Genomic DNA, 22,013 nt, shown 5'->3' with positions numbered 1-22,013 from the left:
ATCCCGAATCGGCCTATCGAGCCGCAAAGGCGCGAAGGAGGCGAATAGAAACCAAGGTTTGGCCGATGCGCATCCATCAGGCTACAAATGGCCGCCAGCCGCCAGCCGCCAGCCGCCAGCCGCCAGCCGCCAGCCGCCAGCCGCCAGCCGCCAGCCGCCGGTGCACTCTTTAGGAGCCGTCCATGTCTTGTTTCCCGATTTGGGTCTCTGGTGACGCAGCTCCAGCTGCGTCACCCGCGAGACGAAGCTCCGCTTCGCGGGTCTGAGGGTAAGCCCTGCTTTCGGCCTGGTGCAGGGGCCGGAAGTGCTCGGCGTCGTGAAGCAGAGCTTCGTCGCCGAGGTCACGAAGCAGGAGCTTCGTGACCAGAACAGCGGGAGGCAGTTGACGGACACTTCCTTCGCTAATGGCTGGTAGCTCTCTTCACGACCATCCCAGAAAGCGCGGTCAGCCGTCACCCGCGAGAAGTCGCTCCAAATCGGCTGGGGGGAGGGGTCTCGAGAAGAGGTAGCCCTGGCCCGTCTCGCAGCCTTCCTCGATCAAGAAGTCGCGCTGGCTCTCCGTCTCGATCCCCTCGGCCAGGACCTCGAGCGAAAGACTCTCGCCGAGCGCGATGATGGCCTTGGCGATGGCCGTGTCATTGGCGTCCTCTGGAATGTCGGAGACGAAGGAGCGGTCGATCTTGAGCTTGGTGAGCGGTAGCTGCTTGAGATAAGACAGCGAGGAGTAGCCGGTCCCGAAATCGTCCATCGCCAGTTTCACGCCGAGGTCGCGCAAACGACCCAGGCGCGAGGCCGAGAGCTCCGGTGAGGCCATGACGCTGGTCTCTGTGATCTCCAGCTCCAGATTGGTGGGAGAGAGGCCGGCCGCCTCGATCGCATCCTGAACCTTGTCGACCAGGTCTTCCTGTGCGAGCTGCCGCGCCGAGAGGTTCACCCCCATGAGGGCGTCGTGGGGCAGTTTTCCGGACTGCAGCCAGTGCCCCATCTGGACGCAGGCCTCGCGCAGGACCCATTCGCCCATGGGCACGATCAGCCCGGTGGATTCGGCTAGTGGAATGAAGCGATCGGGCGGGACCAGTCCCATGCTCGGGTGCTGCCAGCGGACAAGGGCCTCGACGCCGCAGACCTTGCGGCTGGGGAGGTGCAGCTGCGGCTGGTAGTGGAGCACCAGCTCCTGATTGGCGATGGCGTCGTGGAGGCTGGACTCCAGCAGGATGCGCTCGAAGGCCTTGGCCGTGAGGTCTTGCGAGTAGTACTGAAAGTTGTTGCGCCCCTCGGCCTTGGCGCGAAACAGGGCGGCGTCCGCGTTGCGCACCAGGTCCTCCGTGGTCGTGCCGTGCTCCGGGTAGAGGCTGATGCCGATACTGGCGCCGAGAAACAGCCGATGGCCGCGGATCTCGAAGGGGCTCTTGAAGAGCGCCAGCATCGCGCGCGCCACCTTGGCGGCGTCTTCATCGTGCTTGATGTCGCTGAGGATGATGCTGAACTCGTCCCCGCCCATGCGTGCGAGTGTATCGGCGCCTCGCAGCAGGCCCTCCAGCCGCCGCGCCAGGGCGATGAGGACGGCATCGCCGTCGCTGTGATCGAAGCTGTCGTTGATTTGTTTGAACTGGTCGAGATCCAGGAAGAGCACCGCCAGCTTCGAGCGGCTGCGCTGTGCCACCTGGATGGCCTGGCTCAAGCGGTCCGAGAAGAGGAAGCGGTTGGGCAGCTCGGTGAGGGGATCGTACTGCGCCAGATGGGCATAGCGCAGATCCTGGGCATGGAGGGCCTCCAGCAGCTCCAGGTGGTCGGTGATGTCATGCGAGATCTCGATGACGCCCTGGATGGCCCCGTCCTCGCTGCGCAGCGGGCTGGCCGCGACCTCGTGCGTGCGCTCGCCGCCCATGCCGGTGATGGAGTGCAGCGTCTTGCAGGGCTTGCCGGTTTCCAGGACGCGATGCAGCGGGCAGCGGCGGGCATCCGAATTACAGGGCTCATGGCTCTGATAGAGCAGCTCATGACATCTGAGCTCGGAATGTGCGGCGGCGACCTGGGTGGCCTTCATCCGCGCGGCTTGGTTCATACGCAGGACGCGGCGGTCGCGGTCGACGACGAGGATGGGGTCCTCTATGCCGTCGATGACGTGCTGCAGGAAGGACCGCTCCTCGCGCAGTGCCTGCTCGGCCGCGCGCTGCTCGGTCACGTCGTCGCCGGAGGCGAGCGTGCCGATGACCTCGCCGTCCGTGTCACGAATCAGGCTGTTGTGCCAGGCGATGAGGCGTCGTTCTCCCTGAGCCGTGAGCAGGTGCCTCTCGACGTACTCCGAGGTCCGCAAGTCGCCATGCAAGAGGTGCCCACGGGTCGACTCGACCGCGCCTCTGTCCTCCTCTGGGATGAAATGCGCGATCCAGTCACGGCCAAGGATCTCGGACTCGGGGAGCCCGATGACCTCGCAGCCTTTCGGGTTGATGAGGGTGACGCGGCCAGTGCGGTCGAGCGCCAGAAGGATGCTGCCGGCGACCTCGAGATAACGCTCCGCGCGCGCACGCTCGGCCTCGATCTGACGCTGGGCACGCTTGAGGTCGGTGATGTCATGGGCGATCGAGAGCAGCTTCTTCTCGCCGCCGATCTCGATGACTTCCCCGTTGTAGAGGCAATCCATGACCCCGCCGTCCGCCCGGGTGAGCCGCAGCTCCAGGTCCCTGACGCGTCCGTCGGGTGAGAGCGCTGCGATCATGCGCTGGCGCTGCGTCTCGGCGATCAGGCCGAGATCGATGGAGCGGGCTCCCGTCGCCGCGTCGCGCGGGTATCCGGTGATCTCGACGAAGGCATCGTTCACGTGCTCGTAGGTGCCATCGGCGAGCGCGCTGATGCTCAGCATGGTCCCGGCGGCGTGGAAGGCCTTGGTGAACAGCGCCTCGGTCTCCCGTGCCTGGCGCTCGGCCGCCTTGCGCGCGCTGATGTCGACCGCCGTGAAGGTCACTTCGGGGATCTGGGCATCCTGGTCCACCAGGGTCGAGCCCAGGAGCACATCGATCAGCTGCCCATCCTTGCGCTGGAACCGCGTCTCGATCTCGCCGTGTCCGATTGCTCGAATGTCGGCGTATTTCTCGCGTCCGACCCGCTCGAACTCGTCGTCGTCAGGATAGAGGATGCGCGTGCTGCGGCCGATGAGCTCGTCGCGCGCGTAGCCGGTCATGGCGCAGAAGCCGTCGTTGACCTCTTGAAGGATGCGGTTGCGGGTGAGACCGATGCCGATGGGCACGGTGCGGAAGATGCTTGCGAGGATCTGCTCCCGGGCGCGCAGTGCCTCGGCGGTGCGTTGGCGCTCGCTGATGTCCTGCAGGAAGCCCGCGATCCGGATCGGCCGACCCTCGGCGTCGCACACGGGCTTGCCCCGGCAGCTCACCCAGCGCAGCTCGCCATTCGGACGCAGGATGCGATAGTCGAGCCGATGCTCGATGCCGCTCTCGCAGCACTGATTCAGGGAGCGCATGACGCGCTCCGTGTCTTCGGGGTGTAGGAGCGTCCGCAGTGTTTCCGGCGACGCCGGCGTCGCCGGGTCGATGCCGAAGATGGCGTAGATCTCCTCGGACCAATCCCCGCTCAGCGTCGCCACGTCGAGCGACCAGTAGCCGAAATGGGCGTAGCTCAGGGCGTCGCGCAAACGCTGCTCTGCAGTGCTTTCCTCCGAAGCCTCGCGGATGGCGAGCCAGGTGCCGGGTGGCGTGTCCTGGCTGGCGTCGATCTCCGTGATCTCGACCCTGAGCTCGCGGCCGTCCGCACGGCGCAGTCGCGCGGGCCTGCACGGCGACGCCGGGCCGCCGGCCGAACGGCTCTGCCAATGCGCCTGTGCGGCTTCGGCGCACTCGATCCCCGAGATGGGCAGCTGCTCGAGGGTTTCGACCGAATGGCCGAGCAGACGGGCGGCCGCGGCATTGGCCATGCGCACATGTCCGTCATCCAGGGCGACGAACAGGACAGGCGCTTGGAGCGCTTCGAGAAGATGCAAGCAAGACGTCATCGGTGGGATGGCTCCAGACGACCGCGGACCCTGGCGCTCAGCGGTCGGTGTCCGCGGCAATGCAAACGCGATTGCGGCCCTGATGCTTGGCTGCGTAGAGCGCCTGATCCGCCCGGTTGATCCATTGCGCGGCGGACTCGCCGGGCCGCCACATCGCCAGCCCGATGCTCAGTGTCATGGGACCCGCGGCCTCGAAGGGGCGCAGCTCGATGTCTCGCCGCAAGCATTCCGCGAGCCGCACCGCGCCGGCGCGGTGCGTGCCGGGCAGGGCTAGTATGAACTCTTCGCCGCCCCAGCGCGCGAGGAGGTCGTTCTGACGGATGCGCGCGCCGAGCCGGCCTGTCACCTCCTGCAGGACGCTGTCGCCAGCCAGGTGGCCGAAGCGGTCGTTGACGCGCTTGAAGTGGTCCAGATCCGCGATCAACAGCGGCAAGGGATGGTCGAGCCGATCGGCGGCCGCGATCTCGCGAATGAGGTAGCCGTCCGCGAACTGGCGATTATAGACGCCTGTGAGTGCGTCATGGGTGGCTTCGCGCTCCAGCCGCGTCCTTAGCTCGCGCTGGCGTGTCAGGTCCTGGATGGTCACGAACAGGAAGCGGTGCGGGCCGACGTGGATGATCTCGCCAGCGGCCTCGCCGAAGAAGGCGCGGCCGTTCTTGTCGGGGGCCTCGATCTCGACCGGGTGTGAGCGCCTTCCCGCGAGGATCTCTTGGACCAGTTGCCGCCGCGCCTGCTCGTTCGGGAAGAGCCCCAGCTCCACCATGGTCTTGCCGCAGATCTGCTCGTGGCGCAGCCCCATGCGCTCCAGCCAGGTGTTGTTGACGTCGATGAGCCGTCCCGACTCCGGATCGCTGATCGCCATGAGACTCGGGTTGTCGCGGAAGGCGCGCTCGAACAGCTCCTTGGCCTTGGCGAGCTCGATCTCGGCCTCTTGGCGGGCCGTGATATCGAAGCCGACCCCCTGGATCCGCAGCAGCTGTCCCGTCTCGTCGAAGAAGGCGCGATCCATCCATTCGTGCCAGACTGGCTTGCCGTCCTTGAGGACGGTGTGCTTGTAGGAGTTGGTTGGCTGCTCGGGCCTGAAGGAGGCGATCTCCCGGCGCACCGCAGCGACGGCTTCGGCCGGGAGGAAATCGAAGAAGCGCCGGCCGACGAGGGTTTTGGCCGTCTTGCCGAAATAGGCGCAGTAGGCGTCGTTGACATAGGTCAGGGTGCTGTCCGGCAGATACTCGCAAACCATGGCCGGCAGGTCGTTGCTGAGCGCGCGAAAGCGTGCCTCGCTCTGCGTCAGTGCGCGGGTGCGCTCGGCGACGCGCTGCTCGAGCACCTGCTGCTGCTCTTGGATACGCTGTCTCTGATCGCGCTCCTCGAGGATCAGGGCCAGGGTGGAGCAGAAGTTCTCCAGGTATCCCAGGTAGGGACTCAGTGCGTTTGAGTCGGCGACCTCGAGCTCGATGATGCCCCTCAGCGGCCGCTCGCCGACACGCAGCGGAAACTGCTGTCGGCTGGACGTGGCAGCGGCCTCGCCGTCGCGCACGAGCAGCGCCCTGGTCACACCCGGCAGCTCGCCCAAACCCTGGCAAACGAAGCCGAAGATGGTCTCGTCCGGCAGACCGATGACCGCGCTCTGCATCAGCAGGAGCTGTCCGAGGACGCGCGCGTCGAGGGTTCGCGTCGCCGTGCTCACCTTGACGCGTCTCGCTGGAGCGCGAGGTAGGTCTCAGGTGGGATGTAGAAGGGATTGCGAATGACGGCGCCTTGGACCACCGTCAAGGGGTGGACCTTGAGGATCTCGAGGATGTCGGCACCGCTGAAGGCGCGGCCGTCATATTGACAGACCGCGGTGATCGGGCATTCGCGCTGCAGCAAGGTGACGCGCGACTCGTACTCCAGCAGCCGGGTCCGTCCGGCGATATCCAGGACCTCGGGCAGCATGTCGCCAATGACGCGAGCGGCCGGGTAGCCTTGCTCCAGGCTTTCGCGATAGAGCCCGCGCAGCCTCCCGAGCATTCGGTCCGGATCGAAGTCGCCCGACTCGAAATAGACCTCGCGCACGCCGCCCAGTATCACCGCGCCGGCGCGCGAGACCTCCGCGTAGGAGATGCCATTGCGGCTCAGCTCCTGCGCGATGGCCTGCTCGTCGCAGTGCTCGGAGAAGCAGCTCGAGCGCTCGCCGCCTCGGACACCCGTCAAGAGGAATTTCAGCAGCGCGTTCTGCTGCTCCTGGTCATCGCCGTAGATGTGGCAGACGTGCACGCCCGGCTCGAATTGGTCGTTGGCGAAGCCGATGCTGCACCCATGGGCAGGGGGATTCATGGAGCCTCCGTCCACGAGCGCCCATGCTGAAGACGCCCGACCATCATGACTCGATCTCTCGTCTCCAAGAGCATAGCAGTCCCTCTGCGAGGCGAAACCCTGAGACTTATCTAGAGTTAGCTGGGGCTTCTAGCCTTGGTCGGGGCGTCGAAGGTCGTGGCATGGGCGGCAAGACGCGACGTCTCCGCGTCGCGCCCTGCTCTTGCGGGCTGCGGGCTGCGGGCATGCTACCTTCTCCCGTGGCCTTGGGTCGGACAGGCGGCCCCCGCGCGGACTCGACGCGGGGCAATCGTTCGACGAACGGTTTGCTGGCCTACATTGTTCCGGCGTCGTAAGATCGATATTATCGAATTCGCGTGCTAAATGGTTGCTTCGTGTCCATTTTGTGCCCGTTTTTTGGCCGATGCGCATGGTTATTTCCACGACTTGAGTCCAAGCGATGTCACCTGGCTCCGACGGCTTGCTGGCCGCCTTGCTCGCCCTGGATCGCCTTCAGGCAAGGACCCTTTTGCGTGACGTCCGCGCAAGGAGTGCGCCTCTGGACGTCATCGAGCGGCTCGTGCGGCCCGCGCTGGAAGAGATCGGCCGGCGCTGGGAAGCGGGAGACTGCGCGCTCTCCCAGGTCTACATGAGCGGTCGGATCTGCGAGGAGCTTGTCGAGGAGCTGCTGAGCGAGACCCGGCAGGACAGCGAGCCGGCCGATGCCGATCCAGGGCCGCAGGCCCAGGCGCCCCGCCTGGCGATCGCGGTCCTGGAAGATCACCACCTGCTCGGCAAGCAGATCGTGCGCACCGTGCTGCGCGCCGCCGGCCACCAGGTCATGGACTATGGCCGGCAGGACGTCGACGGCCTGGTCGCGCGGGTGCGCGAGGATCGCATCGAGATCCTTCTGGTCTCGACACTCATGCTCCCGGCGGCGCTGCGCGTGCGCCTGCTGACCGAACGGCTCTGTGCCCTCTCTCCAAGGCCGCGCGTGATCGTCGGCGGCGCCCCCTATCGGTTCGACGACGGACTCTGGCGCGAGGTCGGCGCGGACGCGGTCGGCCTCAGCGCGGGTGAGGTCCTGCCCATCCTCGGCAGACTCCTGGAGGCCGGCTCGTGAACGGCTCGACCGCGTCGCACGGCGACATGACCCCGATGCAGCGGCTGCTGACGTCGCTCGGCCACCAGGAGCCGGATCGGGTGCCGCTCTTCCTGCTGCCGGTCATGCAGGGCGCGCGCGAGCTTGGGCTGTCCATCGCCGACTATTTCGCGCGCCCGGAGCGGGTCGCCGAGGGCCAGCTGAGGCTGCGCGCGCGCTATCGGCATGATTGTCTCTATACCTTCTACTATGCCGCCCTCGAGACCGAGGCCTGGGGCGGCACCGTGCTCTACCGTGACGACGGGCCGCCCAACGCGGGCGTGCCTGTGATCAGGCGTCCCGAGGATATCGACCAGCTGACCGCGCCACGGGTGGAGGACTCGCCGGCCCTGCTCAGGGTGCTGGAGACCACCCGGCTGTTGGCCGCCGAGGCAGGCGGCGAGGTGCCGATCGTCGGTGTGGTCATGTCGCCCTTCTCGCTGCCGGTGATCCAGATGGGCTTCGGGCCTTATCTCGCGCTGATGCACGAGCAGCCGGAGCGGTTCGAGCGGCTGATGCGGCTCAACGAGGAGTTCTGTGTCGCCTGGGGCAATGCGCAGGTGGCGGCCGGGGCCAATGCCATCTGCTATTTCGATCCCGTCTCCTCCAGCACCATCGTGCCGCGCGAGCGCTTTCTCGCCACTGGCTTCGAGATTGCCCGCCGCACGCTGGCGCGGCTGCAGGCGCCCGCCGCCATGCACTTCGCCTCGGGCCGCGCGCTCAAGATCGTCGACCTGCTCCCGGACACGGGCGCCGTGGCGATCGGCGTCAGCCATCATGACGATCTCGGCGCGCTCAAGCAGGTCTGCCGGGGGCGCCTCTCGCTGCTCGGCAATCTCAACGGCATCTCCATGCGTCACTGGACGCCCGAGCAGGCCGAGGCCGAGGTCAAGGCGGCGATCGCCGCCGCCGGCCGTGGCGGTGGTTTTGTCCTTGGCGACAACCATGGCGAGATCCCCTGGCAGGTCCCGGACGAGGTGTTGGCCGCGGTCTCGGACGCGGTCGAGCGCTGGGGGCGCTATCCGCTCGATTGGTGCCGACGGGATTGAGCCGGGGCTAGACCCGGGCAGCGCTCATGGCCGTCTCATCTGCTTGCGCCGCTTCTGCTTGCACTGTCGCCTCGCCGCGACGCCCAAGCGCGGGCCAGGATGCCGGCGCGCGGGCGCACCTCTTCGTTTGCGCACATTTCGTCGCTGAGGTGCGGGCCGCGCTCGCGGACCGTCCCGAGCTCGCGGGTCTGGTCGCGCATGCCTTTCCGGCACACTGTGGCGCGCCGCCGCTCTCCGCTGCCGACCTCCAAGGGGCGCTCGACGAGATTCCCGCGGATGAGCCCATCGCCTTGCTCGGAGGCAGCTGTCTCGCGTCGCTCGCGTCAGGGCGCGACCATGGTGGGCCGCACTGCCTGGTTGCCGGCCACCGCATCAGGATCCAGCGCCTTCAGCAGTGCTTCCACCTGCTGGCCGATCCCGATTGGATCGACGCGCAGCTGCTTCAAGGCGCCTATCTCTGCACGCCGGGCTGGCTCGCCGGTTGGCGGAGGCACCTCGAGCGGCTTGGGCTCGGCGGCGCCGAGCTGGCCCGCGAGCTGTTCAAGGAGAGCTCGGAGTCGCTCCTGCTCCTCGACACCGAGCATGATCCCGCCGCGTCCGAGCGTTTCGCCGAGCTGGCGGCCCATCTGCAGCGTCCAGCGCGGCGGCATGCGGTCGGGCTCGGCTATCTCAGGCTCAATCTGCGTCTGATCGTGTCCGAGGCGCGTCGCGAGGCCGAGCGCCGCGACGCCCTCTCCCGGGAGTCCGTGGTACAGGCCCAGGTCGCCGAGACGGCCATGGCCATGGACCTGCTGAGTCAGCTCTCGCTGGCCCGCGGCGAGCGCGAGGTGCTGATTCAGATCCGTGAGATCTTCGTCGCCCTTTTCGCGCCGAGGATCTGCCTCTATCTGCCTTGCGACGCGGAAGGAAGGCCTCCGTCGCCAGTCGGCGCCGCGCCGCGCCCCGAGGCCGTCACCGAGGCGCGTACCTTCATGCGCGGGTGCGAGCCGACCGCTGCGACGGCGTCAGGGCAGGGCTTCCTGCTGCGCATCGCCAATGCAGGCGAGACCCTAGGCGTGTTCATGATCGAAGGCTTGGCCCTGGAGGGCTATCTCCCGCGCTACCAGAATCTCGCGCTGCAGATGGCCGGCCTGTGCGCCCTGGCCATCCAGCGCGCCCAGAGCCTGGATCAGCTCAGGCTCAGCGAGGTGCGCTATCGGTCGCTGTTCGAGTCGATGCAGGAAGGGTTCGCACTGCACGAGATCATCTTCTCCACCTCTGGTCAGGCCTTGGACTATCGCTTCCTGGACGTGAATCCGGCCTATGAGCAGCTGATCGGGCTGGAGCGCGACGCCTTGCTCGGGCGCAGCGCACGCGAGCTGTTCCCGGATCTCGAGAGCCAGTGGATCGCGCGCTACGGCGAGGTGGTGCGCACGGGGCGCGCCGTGCATTTCGAGCAGTGGGATCCTGCCCTGGGCCGCGATCTCCGGATCTACGCCTATCGGCCCATGCCGGGCACCTTTGCCGTCATCCTGTCCGACATCACAGAGCGGCGGCGCGCCGAGCTGGAGCTGGCGCGGCATCGCGAGCATCTCGAGAGCCTGGTCGAGCACCGCACCTCGGAGCTCTTGCTCGCCAAGCAGGAAGCGGAGAGCGCCAGCCAAGCCAAGAGTCTGTTCCTGGCGAACATGAGTCACGAGATTCGCACGCCGATGAATGCCATTCTGGGGCTCACCTATTTGCTGGATCGCGCGATCTCCCACCCAGATCATCGCGACAAGCTGACCAAGATCGACAGCGCGGCGAAGCATCTCCTCGGCGTCATCAACGACATTCTGGATATCTCCAAGATCGAGGCGGGCAAGCTGCAGCTGCAGACGGAGGCCTTTGCGCCCGAGGCCTTGCTCGAGGAGGTCTGTGGCCTGATGGCGGATAGGATCCAGGCCAAAGGCCTCGACTTCGGGCTCGAGGTCGACACCCTGCCCAGCACGCTGCTAGGCGACGCGACCCGCTTGCGCCAGGCCCTCATCAACTACCTGAGCAACGCGGTGAAGTTCACCGAGCAAGGACGGATTCGCCTGCGGGCACAGATCCTCGAAGAAGGCGACAGGGACCTGCTCATGCGCTTCGAGGTCAGTGACACCGGGATCGGTATCTCGGCCGAGCAGGGGGCTCGACTCTTCAACGCCTTCGAGCAAGGCGATGCCTCTTCGGTCCGCCGCTTCGGCGGAACCGGGCTAGGGCTCGCCATCACCAGGCGCATCGCCGAGCTCATGGGTGGCGAGGTCGGCATGGAAAGTACCCCGGGAAGCGGCAGCCGCTTCTGGCTCACCGCCCGTTTGGCGAAGCCGGCGGACACCCGGGCGGCGGCCCCGGCCAGCCTGCCGAGCCAGCCCAGCACGCAGGAGATCTTGGCGCGCGACTATGGAGACCGAAGGATCCTGGCCGCGGAGGACAACCGCATCAATCGGGAAGTGCTCTTCGAGCTGCTGAAGCAGGTCGGGCTGACCGCGGACCTCGCCGACACCGGCCGGGCGGCCGTCGCGCTGGCTGAGCGAGGGCGCTACGACCTGGTGCTGATGGATGTGCAGATGCCGGACTTGGACGGTCTGGAAGCGACCCGTCTGATGCGTCGCCTACCCGGCTGGGCCGAGATCCCCATTCTGGCGATGACCGCGAGCGCGCTCGAGCATGACCTCCAGCTCTGCTTGGCGGCGGGGATGAGCGCCCATATCGCCAAGCCGGTGGAGCCGGAGCTGCTCTATAGCGCGCTCTTGAGGTGGCTGAGCGCGACCGAGGTGCCCGCGCATGTGCGCGAAGTCGGTGACGCCCATAAAGGCCAGGCGTCATTGGACGCGGTGCCCGAGTGCGAGGCGGGCATTCGTCAGGTCGAGGGGTTGGATGTCGAATTCGGTCTGCGCTCTGTCCGCGGGAGCTTGCCGGTCTATCTGCGTCTGCTTCGGCGTCTCTGCCAGGACCATGGAGACGACATCCCCAAGGTAAGGTCCGCCTTGGCCGTCGGTGACGCGAACGCGGCCGGGCAGCTCGCCCATGCGCTCAAGGGCGCTGCGGGGTCCCTGGGCGCAACATGGCTCTACCAAGCGTCTGCGGACTTGGAAGCGGCCATTCGCGCGCGCAGCCCGAAGGCCGAGCAGGTGGCCGATCGCGTGCATCGCATTCAGCGGCAGCTGGCGGAGCGGCTCGATGACGATGGCTGATCTCCGGCGCACGGGGCACCTGGCCTGCGCAGCGGTTGCCCTAGGATGGGACGACGGGCTGGGTGCGCCGAGACCAGGCGCCAATCAGCGACGCATTCCACCGCTCACCGGGACGGCAAGATGACCGGAATTCGACTCGACGCCAGCATTGGTGCAATCCCCACCGAGACCGTCCGTGCCTACGCGGAGAACGCCCGCGAGCTGGCGGACCGGGTCTCGCACCTGGTGTTCCAGCACCCGAAGCTCGCGGCGCTGCTCAATGGCAATCCGGCGCGTCTGCTTGAGGTCAATCACCGCAATCACGCGGCCTTCGTGGCGGAGATTCTGCGCACCGGCAACTTCCCGCTCTTGGCCAAGACCCTGCCCTGGATCTATTTCACCTATCACAATCAAGGCGTCTCTTTCGACTACTTTCCCGTCGAGCTGAGCTATTGGAAGCAGGCGATCCGCGAGCGCCTGGCAGACGCCGACACTCAGCCGCTGCTTGCACTCTATGACTGGATGCTCGCGGCCCATGAGAGCAGCGTCGCTGCCGCCAGCGACTTTCGCTCGCCGTCTCCGGCGGTGCCTGAGAAGCTGCATGCAACCTACGCGAGGTTTGTCGAGGCCCTGGTCGCCTGCGACCACCTCACCCTGCTCGAGCTGAGCCGCGGCTTGCTGGCGCAGGGCGCTTCCTTTCCGCAGCTCCTTCAGGGGCTCTTCTTCCCGGCGATGGTGGAGATCGGGGTCCGCTGGGAGAGCGGACGGCTCTCGGTCGCGGGGGAGCACCAGGCCACGTCCACGGCCTATCTGGTGCTCTCCAGGCTCTACTCGGAGCAGCCCTTTCCAGCCAAGCCACGCGGTAGGGCGATCGTTGCTTCAGTGGCCGGCGAGCTGCACGAGCTCGGTGCCTGGATGGTCGCGGCCTGCCTGGATCTAGATGGCTGGGAGGTGACCTTTCTCGGCGCCGACTGCGACCAGGATACCCTGATCCAAGCGGTCGTCGCCGAATCCCCAAGGTTCGTCGCCCTCTCGATCAGCATGCTCAGCCACCTCGACGAGGCGCGTGCCACCATCGCGGCGCTGCGAGCGGCACTCGGCGATCAGGCCGAGACGCGCATCCTCGTGGGTGGTCAGGCCCTCCTGAGCGTCCCCTCGCTGGTCGAGGCACTCGGCGCGGATCTCTTTCTCACAGATTGCGAGGCCGCTGTCGTCTGGGCCCGCGCGCTTGATGTTTCGATGTGACCGACCGACCGACCGACCGACCGACCGACCGACCGACCGATGAGCATGAGCCAGACAGAATCTCTCGACTTGGATGCCTTGTGGGCCTTGCGCCAGCACGTCATGGAATCCGGACGTCTGTTGACGATCGAGCTGGACGATCGAGGTCTCATTCGCGACGCCAATATGGCCTTCCGGTCCCGCTTTGCAGGATTCGATCGCGTGAGCGGGGAGTCGCCTTGGCGGTTCCTGCGCATCGATGAGGAGGCACGAGACCTGTTGGCGAATCTCCCGCCGCGTACCCCGGTTGCGCTGATGCTGAGAGAGACCGAAGACGGGGAGGCCTATTGCTTTCATGCCTACCGGATCGCGGGGGGGACGCTTCTGATCGGCGAGATCGCGAGCGGCGTCGAGAACGAGATCGTCGAGCGCATGGGGCACTTGGCGATCCAGATGTCCCGTTTGGTGCGTGATCTGCACAAGGCCAATCATGCGCTGGCCCAGGCCAATGGGCTCAATGAGAAGCTCGCGCGCAGCGACTCCCTGACCGGGCTCGCCAACCGGCGCTACTTCATGGAGCGTCTGGACACCGAGGTGCGGCATGTCCGCTCGCGTCGGCGGAAACTCGCGCTGCTCATGATCGACCTCGATCATTTCAAGCGCGTCAACGACCAATTCGGTCATGCCGGGGGCGACGCCGTCTTGGTGGCTGTCGCCGACCTGCTCCGCTCGCAGGTCCGCGCCGCCGACCTGCCCGCGCGCCTGGGCGGCGAGGAGCTGGTCGCCTATCTGCTCGAAACAGGTCTGTCCGCAGCCTGTGAGGTGGCCGAGCGCATCCGCCTCGGCATTGCCGAGCTGCGCCCGATCGCACCGGATTACCGCGTCACCGCGAGCATCGGCGTGGCTGAGCTGAGGGACGAGGACGACCCGGAGAGCCTGCTCAAGCGCGCCGACGACCTGCTCTACCAGGCGAAGACGGGTGGACGAGACCGCGTGGTCGCTGCTTCGCCCGAGCGCGCGCCTGCTCGAGCGGAGCTGGCCACTCAGAGGCTGTCTGGAAATCATCGTCGAGACCCCTATGGACGGGTGTAGGGGCGACTTCAGTCGCCCACCCCCGCGGTTATCGAGGGCGGCTGAAGTCGCCCCTACGAGCGCCCAGACAGCTTCTCAGAGGTCCGTCTGCGAATAGGCGGGAGGGGCGGGCTGCGACCTGCGGATCGGCCCTAAAAAGCTGGCTGCTGAAGGCTGGTAGCTCTCTTCAGGTCTACAGCAGTCTGCCGCTAGCCTGAGCCCCGCAATGCCTCGCAGTCCCCGTACTTGGGGGCCTTTGCGTTGGCCAGCCCGAACTGCTCGTAGAGGGCCTGTGCATAGGCGTCGGCGATCGCCCGGGTGTCGTCGCCGACGTCGTGATTGGCGGCGATCCAGCGCTGGACGCCCACGATCTCGCTCAGCTGCTCGAGATTGAAGCGGGAGAGGGTGACGCTGCTTGGATGGCGGCGATGGTCGTTGAGGGCCCTGGGCGAAAAGGTGATGGCGCCGCGCTTGAGGAGCTCGACATAGACCACCCAATCCCCGGCGACCTTGTAGCTGCGGATGTCGTCGATGTGCGCTTGCAGGACGTCGAGGAGCGCCGCGCGCCGGAAGACCGCGCCGCTGACGTTTGGGATGCTGTTCTTGACCGCGAGGACCTGGCCGATCTCCTCTTCGCCCGGGCAGCGATAGGGCTGGCGCCAGCGGTCGCGGGAGATGTCGGCGACATAGTCGAGATAGTCGCCGCAGAGCACCTCGCCGTCGGGATCGATCTGGCGCGACTGGGTGAAGCTCAGGACCACGTCGGAATCGGCGAAGCCGCGCATGGCCTCGTCGAGGAAATCCGGGGCCGCGAGGTCGTCCGCCTCCGCGATCCAGACGTAGTCGCCGCGCGCGCGGCGCACGCCCTCCAGCCATTGGACGAAGACCGAGCCCGAGTTCTCTCTGTTGAGCACGACCTGGGCCTCTGGGGCCAGCCTTGGCAGCTCCTCCGCCAGCCATTCGCGGCTGCCGTCGGTCGAGCAGTCGTCGAGCACGATGAGCTCGTAGACGGGGAGGCTCTGCTCGAGGATGCTGCGGATCCGCGCGGGCAGATAGCGGCGGTAGTTGAAGCTCGGGACGACCACCGAGATCCTTGGGACCGGGCTGGTCGTCTCCGCGAGCAGGTCGAGCAGGTAGCGCTCGAAGCCGAAGTCGCGCGCGACCAGATTGTGGCCTTGCAGTCCCGCTTCGTGGCGTGCGGCCTCGTCATCAAGCAGCCGGGCGATCTCTGTCGCGAAGGCGCCCGAGTCCTCGGCGGGCGCCAGCCGGATGGCCCCGGTCGGTGCCAGCTCGCAGAAGCCGCCCGCGCCCTCGAATGCCACCACTGGCACGCCGACCGCCAGGGACTCGAGCACGACCGAGGGGAAGGGGTCTTCGCGCGAGGTCATGGCGTAGATGTCCGCCCCCGCGTAGAAGGCGTCCGTGTCCGTGGTGTGGCCGGGGAAGATGAAGCGTCCTTTGACGTCCGGGTCTACCGCGGCGAGCAGCCGGTCGGCCGCCTCCTGCATGGCCGCATCGAGCTTGCCCACCCAGATGCAATAGACCTCTTTACGCTCCCCGGCGAGGGCCAGCCCCGTCCGCACGAAGAGATCGACCCCCTTACGATGGTCGCCATAGCCCACCCCCAAGACGATGCGGGCGTCTGCGGGAAGACCGAGCCGGTCGCGGAGCTGGGCGCGGATGGCCTTCGTCCTCTCCTGTCGAAAGAGGGCGTTCTCCTTATAGAGGCCCTGTGGCCGGATGCGCGCCTGGGCCTCAGTCACCTTGGCGAATTGGGCGAAGCCATCGCGCACCATCCCGGCGGGAAAGACCACCACGTCCGCGGACTCGCCGACATACCTGGCATGCGGCTGCAGCGCATGGCGGCGGATCAGCTCCGGGAGCTCATGGACCAGTGCGATGGTGCGGAATCCAGCGGCCCTAAGGCTGGGCAGGAAGCGCCCGGAGGCGGTCGAATTCACCAAGGCGCTGTCGAGGCCGCGCTCGCGGAGCATCTTGGCCAAGCGGCGACCAGGGCCACGGTCGGCCTCGTCGCTGTCGAGCCTGTGCACGTCCGCCACGGCGGCGTAGTCGGCGAGCAATGGGCCTGGGCCGAGCACGACCATGGTGACCCGATAGCCGAAGCGCTCGGTGAGGCGCTCGGCCATGCGCAGCGCGAGGTATTGGGCGCCATGCGGATAGGCGTCATGGGCGACTAGCAGGATCTCGCGCCGCACCGCCACGCGGGATCTCAGTAGGGCGTCGCGGGTCGCCTGCAGATAGGCGTAGCCATGGCGGTCGTCCGGCTCAAGGTGCGCGCCCTCGGCCCACTCGTTCCAGGCGTTGATGAAGACCAGCCGCTCCGATGGCTCTGAGATGCGCGCGAGCGTGTCGCCGATGGCGTTTTCGAGCCATTGCCGATAGCCCGCGGGGGTGGAGCCGAGGAAGACAGCTCCGCGGCCGCGCCGGCGTGCCTCGTTGTCCCAGGACGGATTGACGCCACGGAAGAGCCTGTAGTCGCAGGGCTCGTAGTGCCGGCTGCGCTCGGGGTAGATGGTCCAGTCGTAGATGGTGCCCTTGAAGTCGGGGCTGCGGTCCTGGATCTGCTTGGTGATGTCGACGGGGTGGCTGTTGTTGGGCGGGAACTCGACGGCCGCGTCGAAGCCGTAGTCCTCCGGTGGCTCGGACTCGAAGGATTGGGTGTAGGCCAGGTAGATCTCGCCGATCCCATTGTCGCGGCACCAGCCGCGCCAGCGCCGCGCGGTCGCCGCTGGGTCGGGCAGCAGTGCCGGCCGGTAGACCATGAGCAGCGGCCGTGCGCCGACGCGGATGTAGCGCCGGTCGCGCAGATACCTGGCGATGGCCTGGATGAAGGCCAGATCGTCCTCGGGCGAGTGCTCCTGTGCCATGAGGATCTGGTCGTCGCGGCCGTCCCAGCGCCGGCTCCAGTTCTCGTTGGCCCAGCAGAGACAGAAGGGGAGGTCCAGGCTGCTGCTCAGATAGTCCTCGAGTGGGCGCTCCAACAGCCGCTTGCCGGCGAACCAGTAGTAGTAGAAGGCGAAGCCGCCGATGCCGTAGAGCTTGGCAAGCTCGACCTGGCGGGCCATGACCTCGGGAGCCCGCAGGTCGTAGAAGCCCAGCTCGCCGGGCAGATGGGGCTGGTAGTGGCCGGGGAACTGGGGGCGTCCGCGAACGACATTGGTCCACTCGGTGAAGCCTCGGCCCCACCAGGCGTCGTTCTCGGGGATGGGATGGAATTGCGGGAGGTAGAAGGCGATGAGGCGCGCCGGTAGCGAGGCCGGCGGCCGGGCATCCAGCAGTGGGACCGCCTGGAAGCTTTGATCCTCCAGCGTTCCGCCCATGCCTCGCCACAGCTCACCGCGCTGGCGCGCCTGCTCGAACGCCTTGAAGCCCGGGTGCTTGCGGAACAGGAATGGCAGGGTCCGGAAGAGCCGGCGCTGCATGCGCTGCCGGGCCGGGATGTCCAGGGGGAGGAGGCGCCACAGGGGGCGTAGCAGATTGAAGACCATGATGCCGTGCCGATGCCTGCGCTGTCCGCTTGCCGAGCGAGCGCGTGACGCGGCTGGAAAGCTCGGGTGGACCCAAGGTGTGCGCGGTGGAAGTGCGAGGCCGGGCCCGATTCCCGGCGAGATGGCGTGGTATAGTACCCGGATTATCAGCTTCGCGGGTAACACCGGTGCCTCTGGCTGAGCCCTGTTGTCCCTCCGCCGGCGCGACTGCCGCCTCTTCGTCAAATCCTGGATTGGAATCTCTCTGATGTCGTCTGAGACCCAAGTCGGCGAGTCGCCGCTCCTGAGTCAGTTCAGGCACGGGCTGCGTGCGGAGCAGATCCAGCGCGCCCTGAGGGACATCGCCGCGGGCTGGGAGCGTCGCGAGCTGTGGATGACCCTAGGCCTGCACGATGTGCGGCAACGCTATCGCCGCTCCAAGCTGGGGCCCTTCTGGATCACCATCTCCATGGCCGTCATGGTGCTCGCCCTGGGGCTGCTCTACGGCCAGATCTTCCGGCAGGACCTGCACGACTACCTGCCCTTCCTCGCGGCGGGCTTCGTCATCTGGGGGCTCATCTCCAGCATCGTCAACGAGGGCTGCCAGTCCTTCATTCGCTCGGACGGCATGATCCGGCAGCTGAACGCGCCGGTCTCCATCTATGCCTACCGCATGCTCTGGTCCAACTTGATCGCCTTCGCCCACAATGTTTGGGTCTTCTTCGGCGTCGCGCTTTGGTATGGCGCGGATCTGAACTGGAACCTGCTGTGGGTCCCGGTGGCGCTCTTCGTCATCCTGCTGAACGGGCTCTGGATCTCGCTGCTCTTCGGGCTCTTGAGCGCCCGCTTCCGTGACGTGCCCTTGATCGTCGGCAGCATCGTGCAGGTGCTCTTCTTCATCACGCCGGTCATCTGGAAGCCGGAGATGCTTCCGGGGCGCGCCCTGCTGCTGGACCTGAATCCCTTCTACCATCTGGTCGAGATCATGCGGGCGCCAATGCTCGGTCAGCCCGCGCAGCTCGAGCATTGGCTCGCGGTGCTCTCCATCCTCGTCGGCGGCTGGGCGATCACCTTCTTCTTCTACTCCGCCTATCGCTGGCGCATCGCCTACTGGGTATAGGGGACGCGACTGTGGCTTCGATTCAACTGGAAAACGTCTCCGTCTCCTTCCCCGTCTACAATGCCGCGACGCGCTCCATCAAGAACCGCATCATCCAGAGCGCGACCGGCGGGCAGATCCGCTCCGATTCGACGTCCCAGCGCATCTCCGTGGTTCAGGCCCTGCAGGACATCAATCTGAAGCTCGAAGATGGCGATCGCCTCGGGCTGATCGGCCACAATGGCGCCGGCAAGACGACGCTGCTGCGGGTGCTGGGCGGCATCTACGAGCCGAATTCCGGGCGTGTCAGCGTCGCTGGGCGGACCGTGCCGCTGTTCGACATCAGTCTCGGCATGGATCAGGAGAGCACTGGCTACGAGAACATCATCCTGCGCGGGCTCTTCCTCGGCCTCACGCGCCGGGAGATGAAAGCGCGGATGGACGAGATCGCCGACTTCACCGAGCTTGGCGACTTTCTCGATCTGCCCATCCGCACCTACTCGGCCGGCATGCAGATGCGGCTCGCCTTCGCCGTGTCGACCTCGGTGGTCCCGGATATCCTGCTGCTGGATGAAGGGATTGGCGCTGGGGACGCGGCCTTTCTGCATAAGGCTCGCGAGCGCCTGGCGCGCTTCACCGAGAAGGTCTCGATCATCGTCCTCTCCTCGCACTCGGACGAGCTGGTGCGCAACATGTGCTCGAAGGCGATCCTCATGGAGCATGGCCAGGTCGTGCATGCCGGCCCGACCGAAGCTGTGCTGGAGCGCTACAAGGCGATGCGGGGGTTCTGAGGGCAATGCGCGCATCCTTGCTCCAGCCGAAGAGGTCTCGGCTCATCTGTCAGCCGATCATGCGAGCGTCCGCCTGAATGCAGAGGCTGCGCAGCTCCCCGACGGACGCGACGCCTTTGTCCCCTCTCTCTTGTCCCTTGTCCCTTGAGCCTTGGTGCACCTGCCATCGCGATGCTCTGGATGCCGCACTCCTTCGACCCCAGACACCGAGGTCCATCGGGAATCTTCTTCGGCAGTGCTGGATTCCCCAAGCCGCTGGGCTCCAGGTCGAGCGCCTTCTTGAGGAAGGCCAGGCCGTGTCAGGTGAAGAATAGGGTGCCATCCCAGCCCACGACGGTTGCACGGAGCAGCCCACCCAGGCTGTTCTCGCTCAGCGACTTGATCTGCGAGCCCCGGCTTTTCGAGCGATTCATGTCGGGCGCTCAACCGTTTCACTATGCCGTTGGCCTCGCACGCCACCTCTGGCCTGCGAGGCTATACTGCTTGAGAAGGGGTTGGTGTTACTCCATGCGCACTGAATTGGCCACCAACGGAGGATGCTGTGATGAGCCGAGCGATCATTTGCTGCGTGCTGTTTGCTGCCATCTCGTTCGCGGGGCTGAGCTCGGGCTGCGGCTCGGATGTGACCAACACGAAGCCCGCCAGTACGATGACGGCCCACGACGCGATCAACGCGAAGATCGAGGATGGTACGATCAACGTCAAAGGAGAGACGGATACGGCCCCGCTCCCCTGATTGCCGTCGACAGGGTGATCCGAGCGCGCCCGGGTGCTTTTCGCGCTCGCGCCGCGGGCACAGGGGTCGGGTCAGCCGGCGACTGAGCGCCCCTCAATCCGGATTCGCAGTGGCTTACTCGGGTCCAAGTGTACGTCCCACTGCGGGAACGCAATGCTCAAGCCCGCGGCTTCACAGGCGGCGTTGATCGCCCTGTTCAGCTCCGTGACGGTGCCCAGGGGCACGTCGATGGAGCTCACATAGGCGCGCAGGGTTAGTGTCGGGGCGTTGTCACCGAAGGTGTCGAAGGCTGCGAACTGGGGCGGGTCGTCGACGACATGCTCGTGCTCCCCGGCAAGACGCTCCATGATGGAGATCGCCGCCTCAAGGTCGCTGCCGTAGACGTCGCCGACAACGAGCTGAATGCGGGTGACCGGGTCCGACAGTGTCCAGTTGAGCAGGCGGCTGGTGATGAGCTCCTTGTTCGGGGCCAAGAGCTCCTTACGGTCGAAGTCGCCGCGGATACGAATGCGGGTGTCGACGCCGTCAGTGTCGCCCAACGTGACCGTATCACCGACGCGGATCGGTCGCTCGAACGGATGATCAGGCCACTGATGAAATCGGCGACGATTTCCTGCAGGCCGAAGCCGATGCCGACGCTGAGCGCAGCGGTCATCCACTGCAGTTGGCTCCAACTTGCCCAGCGTGCCAAGCACGAGCATGATGCCGACGGCGCCGACGACATAGCTCCACAGTGCCGTCACCGCGTAGCGGTCCGCGGCAGACATGCCATATCGCCTTAGCAGCAGGATTTCCAGCAGCGCGGGTAGGCGCTTCAGCAGCACCAGGGTGCCCGCGGCGAAGAGTAGGGCCAGGCCCAGATCCAGAAGGGTGATGGCGCGCAGCTGCGCCTCACCGTCCACCATGACGGTCGTGCGCCTCTAGCGGGCGCCGCCGACGATGCCACTCGCATCTCGGGCAGCCCTGTCGGCGCGGGCGGCGCCGTCTGCCGTGGATTGGGCGTTGACTGGCATCGTCAAGGTAAGGGAAATCCCCAGCCCGGCGATGGCCAGCAGGTTGCGATTCACTCCTCTTGGATACATTAGCGATCTGCTGCCTCTGGTCTTCTTCCCGTCCAGGCCGTGCGTTCTCGCCAGGCAGCCGTTGAGTCGCTCTCTAGTTCGGTCGCTTCTCCGCTTTGGGCGCCCTCCAGGTCTTCATCTTCTCCAGGTCCGGCTCGTAGATACGCAGGACGATGTCCATGTCTGCGTCCTTTCTTTCGATCGGCAGCCAGTTCTCCTCGGGCACGCCCTCGGGCTTGTCGGCGGCCACGCCATCCCCGGCTCGCACCACACGCGCCTGAGCGAGAAGACGATCGAGGCCTGGTACTACGCCTGGCAGCGCGGCGGGATCGAGGCGCTCGCGCCCAAGGCGCGCGCGGACCGGGGGCAGTCGAAAATTCCCCCCGCGATCCAGGAGGCGATCCTGGCGGCCAAGCGCGAGCATCCGCGCCGCTCCATCGACCGTCTCTGTCGTCTGCTCGAGCGCCGGGGTCAGGTCGCGGCCGGAGCGCTCACGCGCTCGGCCGTGCACCGGCTGTTACAGGCCCACGGGCTCTCACGCCCGAGCGGAGCGGCGAGCGAGCCGCAGGAGCACCGTGCCTTTGTCGCCGAGCACGCCGGTGACATCTGGTATGGCGATGTGATGCACGGCCCGCGCGTACCGATCGCGGGCCGCCTGCGCAAGGCGTATTTGGTCTCGCTGATGGACGATGCCTCGCGCCTGATCGCCCATTCGGCCTTTCGTCCCGGCGAGACGGCCCTCGATATCGAGGCGGTGCTCAAGCAAGCGGTGCTCAAACGCGGGCTGCCGGTGAAGCTGGTGATCGACAACGGCCCGGCCTATCGCGCCAAGACGCTGCAGGGGATCTGCGCCCGACTGGGCATCCACTTGGTCGA

The 22,013-nt window shown here is 66.5% G+C and carries 14 protein-coding genes; 9 read left to right on the top strand and 5 right to left on the bottom strand.

Annotated elements, in window-relative coordinates:
- Window positions 1–445: 445 nt before the first annotated feature.
- Genes G3446_RS01455 through G3446_RS01445 form a run of 3 tightly spaced genes read right to left on the bottom strand, consistent with a single transcriptional unit; the run spans window position 446 to window position 6,322 of the window.
- Window positions 446–4,006 carry a bifunctional diguanylate cyclase/phosphodiesterase gene (locus tag G3446_RS01455; RefSeq protein WP_164450617.1) on the bottom strand — a complete coding sequence of 1,187 codons (3,561 nt, stop codon included), beginning with the start codon at window positions 4,004–4,006 and terminating at the stop codon, window positions 446–448.
- A 37-nt stretch (window positions 4,007–4,043) separates the two neighbouring features.
- Entirely contained in the window at window positions 4,044–5,693 is a 1,650-nt protein-coding gene (locus G3446_RS01450; protein WP_164450616.1) for a diguanylate cyclase, read from the bottom strand.
- On the bottom strand, window positions 5,690–6,322 hold the full coding sequence (locus G3446_RS01445; RefSeq protein ID WP_164450615.1) for an MEDS domain-containing protein: 633 nt from the start codon (window positions 6,320–6,322) through the stop codon (window positions 5,690–5,692). The genes G3446_RS01450 and G3446_RS01445 overlap by 4 nt, the downstream gene beginning before the upstream one ends.
- A 439-nt stretch (window positions 6,323–6,761) precedes the next feature.
- Here G3446_RS01445 and G3446_RS01440 point away from each other — a divergent pair, with 439 nt between their 5' ends.
- The 5 genes from G3446_RS01440 (at window position 6,762) to G3446_RS01420 (ending at window position 13,983) form a co-directional block, all read left to right on the top strand.
- Window positions 6,762–7,424 carry a cobalamin B12-binding domain-containing protein gene (locus G3446_RS01440; protein WP_164450614.1) on the top strand — a complete coding sequence of 221 codons (663 nt, stop codon included), beginning with the start codon at window positions 6,762–6,764 and terminating at the stop codon, window positions 7,422–7,424.
- The gene (locus G3446_RS01435) at window positions 7,421–8,491 is read left to right on the top strand and encodes a uroporphyrinogen decarboxylase family protein (protein WP_342450002.1); all 1,071 of its coding nucleotides are present in this window, start codon (window positions 7,421–7,423) and stop codon (window positions 8,489–8,491) included. The genes G3446_RS01440 and G3446_RS01435 overlap by 4 nt, the downstream gene beginning before the upstream one ends.
- A 26-nt stretch (window positions 8,492–8,517) precedes the next feature.
- Window positions 8,518–11,688: an ATP-binding protein gene (locus G3446_RS01430; protein WP_164450613.1), complete on the top strand. Its 3,171-nt coding sequence runs from the start codon at window positions 8,518–8,520 to the stop codon at window positions 11,686–11,688.
- Between the two features lie 120 nt (window positions 11,689–11,808).
- Entirely contained in the window at window positions 11,809–12,912 is a 1,104-nt protein-coding gene (locus G3446_RS01425) for a cobalamin B12-binding domain-containing protein (protein ID WP_164450612.1), read from the top strand.
- Window positions 12,913–12,957: 45 nt separating this feature from the next.
- The gene (locus tag G3446_RS01420; protein ID WP_245232239.1) at window positions 12,958–13,983 is read left to right on the top strand and encodes a GGDEF domain-containing protein; all 1,026 of its coding nucleotides are present in this window, start codon (window positions 12,958–12,960) and stop codon (window positions 13,981–13,983) included.
- A 188-nt stretch (window positions 13,984–14,171) separates the two neighbouring features.
- Here G3446_RS01420 and G3446_RS01415 read toward each other — a convergent pair whose 3' ends face one another.
- Entirely contained in the window at window positions 14,172–17,471 is a 3,300-nt protein-coding gene (locus tag G3446_RS01415) for a glycoside hydrolase family 99-like domain-containing protein (protein WP_164450610.1), read from the bottom strand.
- A gap of 247 nt (window positions 17,472–17,718) precedes the next feature.
- On the opposite strand from G3446_RS01415, the gene G3446_RS01410 reads away from it, so the two are divergent.
- The 3 genes from G3446_RS01410 (at window position 17,719) to G3446_RS01400 (ending at window position 20,076) form a co-directional block, all read left to right on the top strand.
- Window positions 17,719–18,570 carry an ABC transporter permease gene (locus G3446_RS01410; protein WP_164450609.1) on the top strand — a complete coding sequence of 284 codons (852 nt, stop codon included), beginning with the start codon at window positions 17,719–17,721 and terminating at the stop codon, window positions 18,568–18,570.
- Between the two features lie 11 nt (window positions 18,571–18,581).
- The gene (locus G3446_RS01405; protein ID WP_164450608.1) at window positions 18,582–19,340 is read left to right on the top strand and encodes an ATP-binding cassette domain-containing protein; all 759 of its coding nucleotides are present in this window, start codon (window positions 18,582–18,584) and stop codon (window positions 19,338–19,340) included.
- Window positions 19,341–19,884: 544 nt separating this feature from the next.
- A complete protein-coding gene (locus G3446_RS01400) occupies window positions 19,885–20,076 on the top strand; it encodes a hypothetical protein (protein ID WP_164450607.1) in 192 nt (63 codons plus the stop codon).
- Between the two features lie 71 nt (window positions 20,077–20,147).
- On the opposite strand, the gene G3446_RS01395 is transcribed toward G3446_RS01400, so the two are convergent.
- Window positions 20,148–20,981, bottom strand: coding sequence for a mechanosensitive ion channel domain-containing protein (locus G3446_RS01395; RefSeq protein ID WP_342450001.1), 834 nt, complete (start codon window positions 20,979–20,981; stop codon window positions 20,148–20,150).
- 238 nt (window positions 20,982–21,219) lie between these two features.
- Between G3446_RS01395 and G3446_RS01390 the strand changes: the two genes are divergently transcribed.
- Window positions 21,220–22,013 (top strand): DDE-type integrase/transposase/recombinase (locus tag G3446_RS01390; RefSeq protein ID WP_209262211.1); only part of this gene is annotated, 794 nt, incomplete at its 3' end.

This window comes from Thiorhodococcus minor (assembly GCF_010820565.1).
Classification (GTDB): Bacteria; Pseudomonadota; Gammaproteobacteria; order Chromatiales; family Chromatiaceae; genus Thiorhodococcus; species Thiorhodococcus minor.
Note: the sequence above shows the minus strand (reverse complement) of the source record. Positions and strands in the feature narration are given on the sequence as shown.

Bases quoted from the DNA above. Each gene is read 5' to 3' on its own strand.
- G3446_RS01455 (WP_164450617.1), bottom strand. From the start codon at position 4,006: ATGACGTCTTGCTTGCATCTTCTCGAAGCGCTCCAAGCGCCTGTCCTG.
- G3446_RS01445 (WP_164450615.1), bottom strand. From the start codon at position 6,322: ATGAATCCCCCTGCCCATGGGTGCAGCATCGGCTTCGCCAACGACCAA.
- G3446_RS01440 (WP_164450614.1), top strand. From the start codon at position 6,762: ATGTCACCTGGCTCCGACGGCTTGCTGGCCGCCTTGCTCGCCCTGGAT.
- G3446_RS01430 (WP_164450613.1), top strand. From the start codon at position 8,518: ATGGCCGTCTCATCTGCTTGCGCCGCTTCTGCTTGCACTGTCGCCTCG.
- G3446_RS01425 (WP_164450612.1), top strand. From the start codon at position 11,809: ATGACCGGAATTCGACTCGACGCCAGCATTGGTGCAATCCCCACCGAG.
- G3446_RS01420 (WP_245232239.1), top strand. From the start codon at position 12,958: ATGAGCCAGACAGAATCTCTCGACTTGGATGCCTTGTGGGCCTTGCGC.
- G3446_RS01415 (WP_164450610.1), bottom strand. From the start codon at position 17,471: ATGGTCTTCAATCTGCTACGCCCCCTGTGGCGCCTCCTCCCCCTGGAC.
- G3446_RS01410 (WP_164450609.1), top strand. From the start codon at position 17,719: ATGTCGTCTGAGACCCAAGTCGGCGAGTCGCCGCTCCTGAGTCAGTTC.
- G3446_RS01400 (WP_164450607.1), top strand. From the start codon at position 19,885: ATGAGCCGAGCGATCATTTGCTGCGTGCTGTTTGCTGCCATCTCGTTC.
- G3446_RS01395 (WP_342450001.1), bottom strand. From the start codon at position 20,981: ATGGTGGACGGTGAGGCGCAGCTGCGCGCCATCACCCTTCTGGATCTG.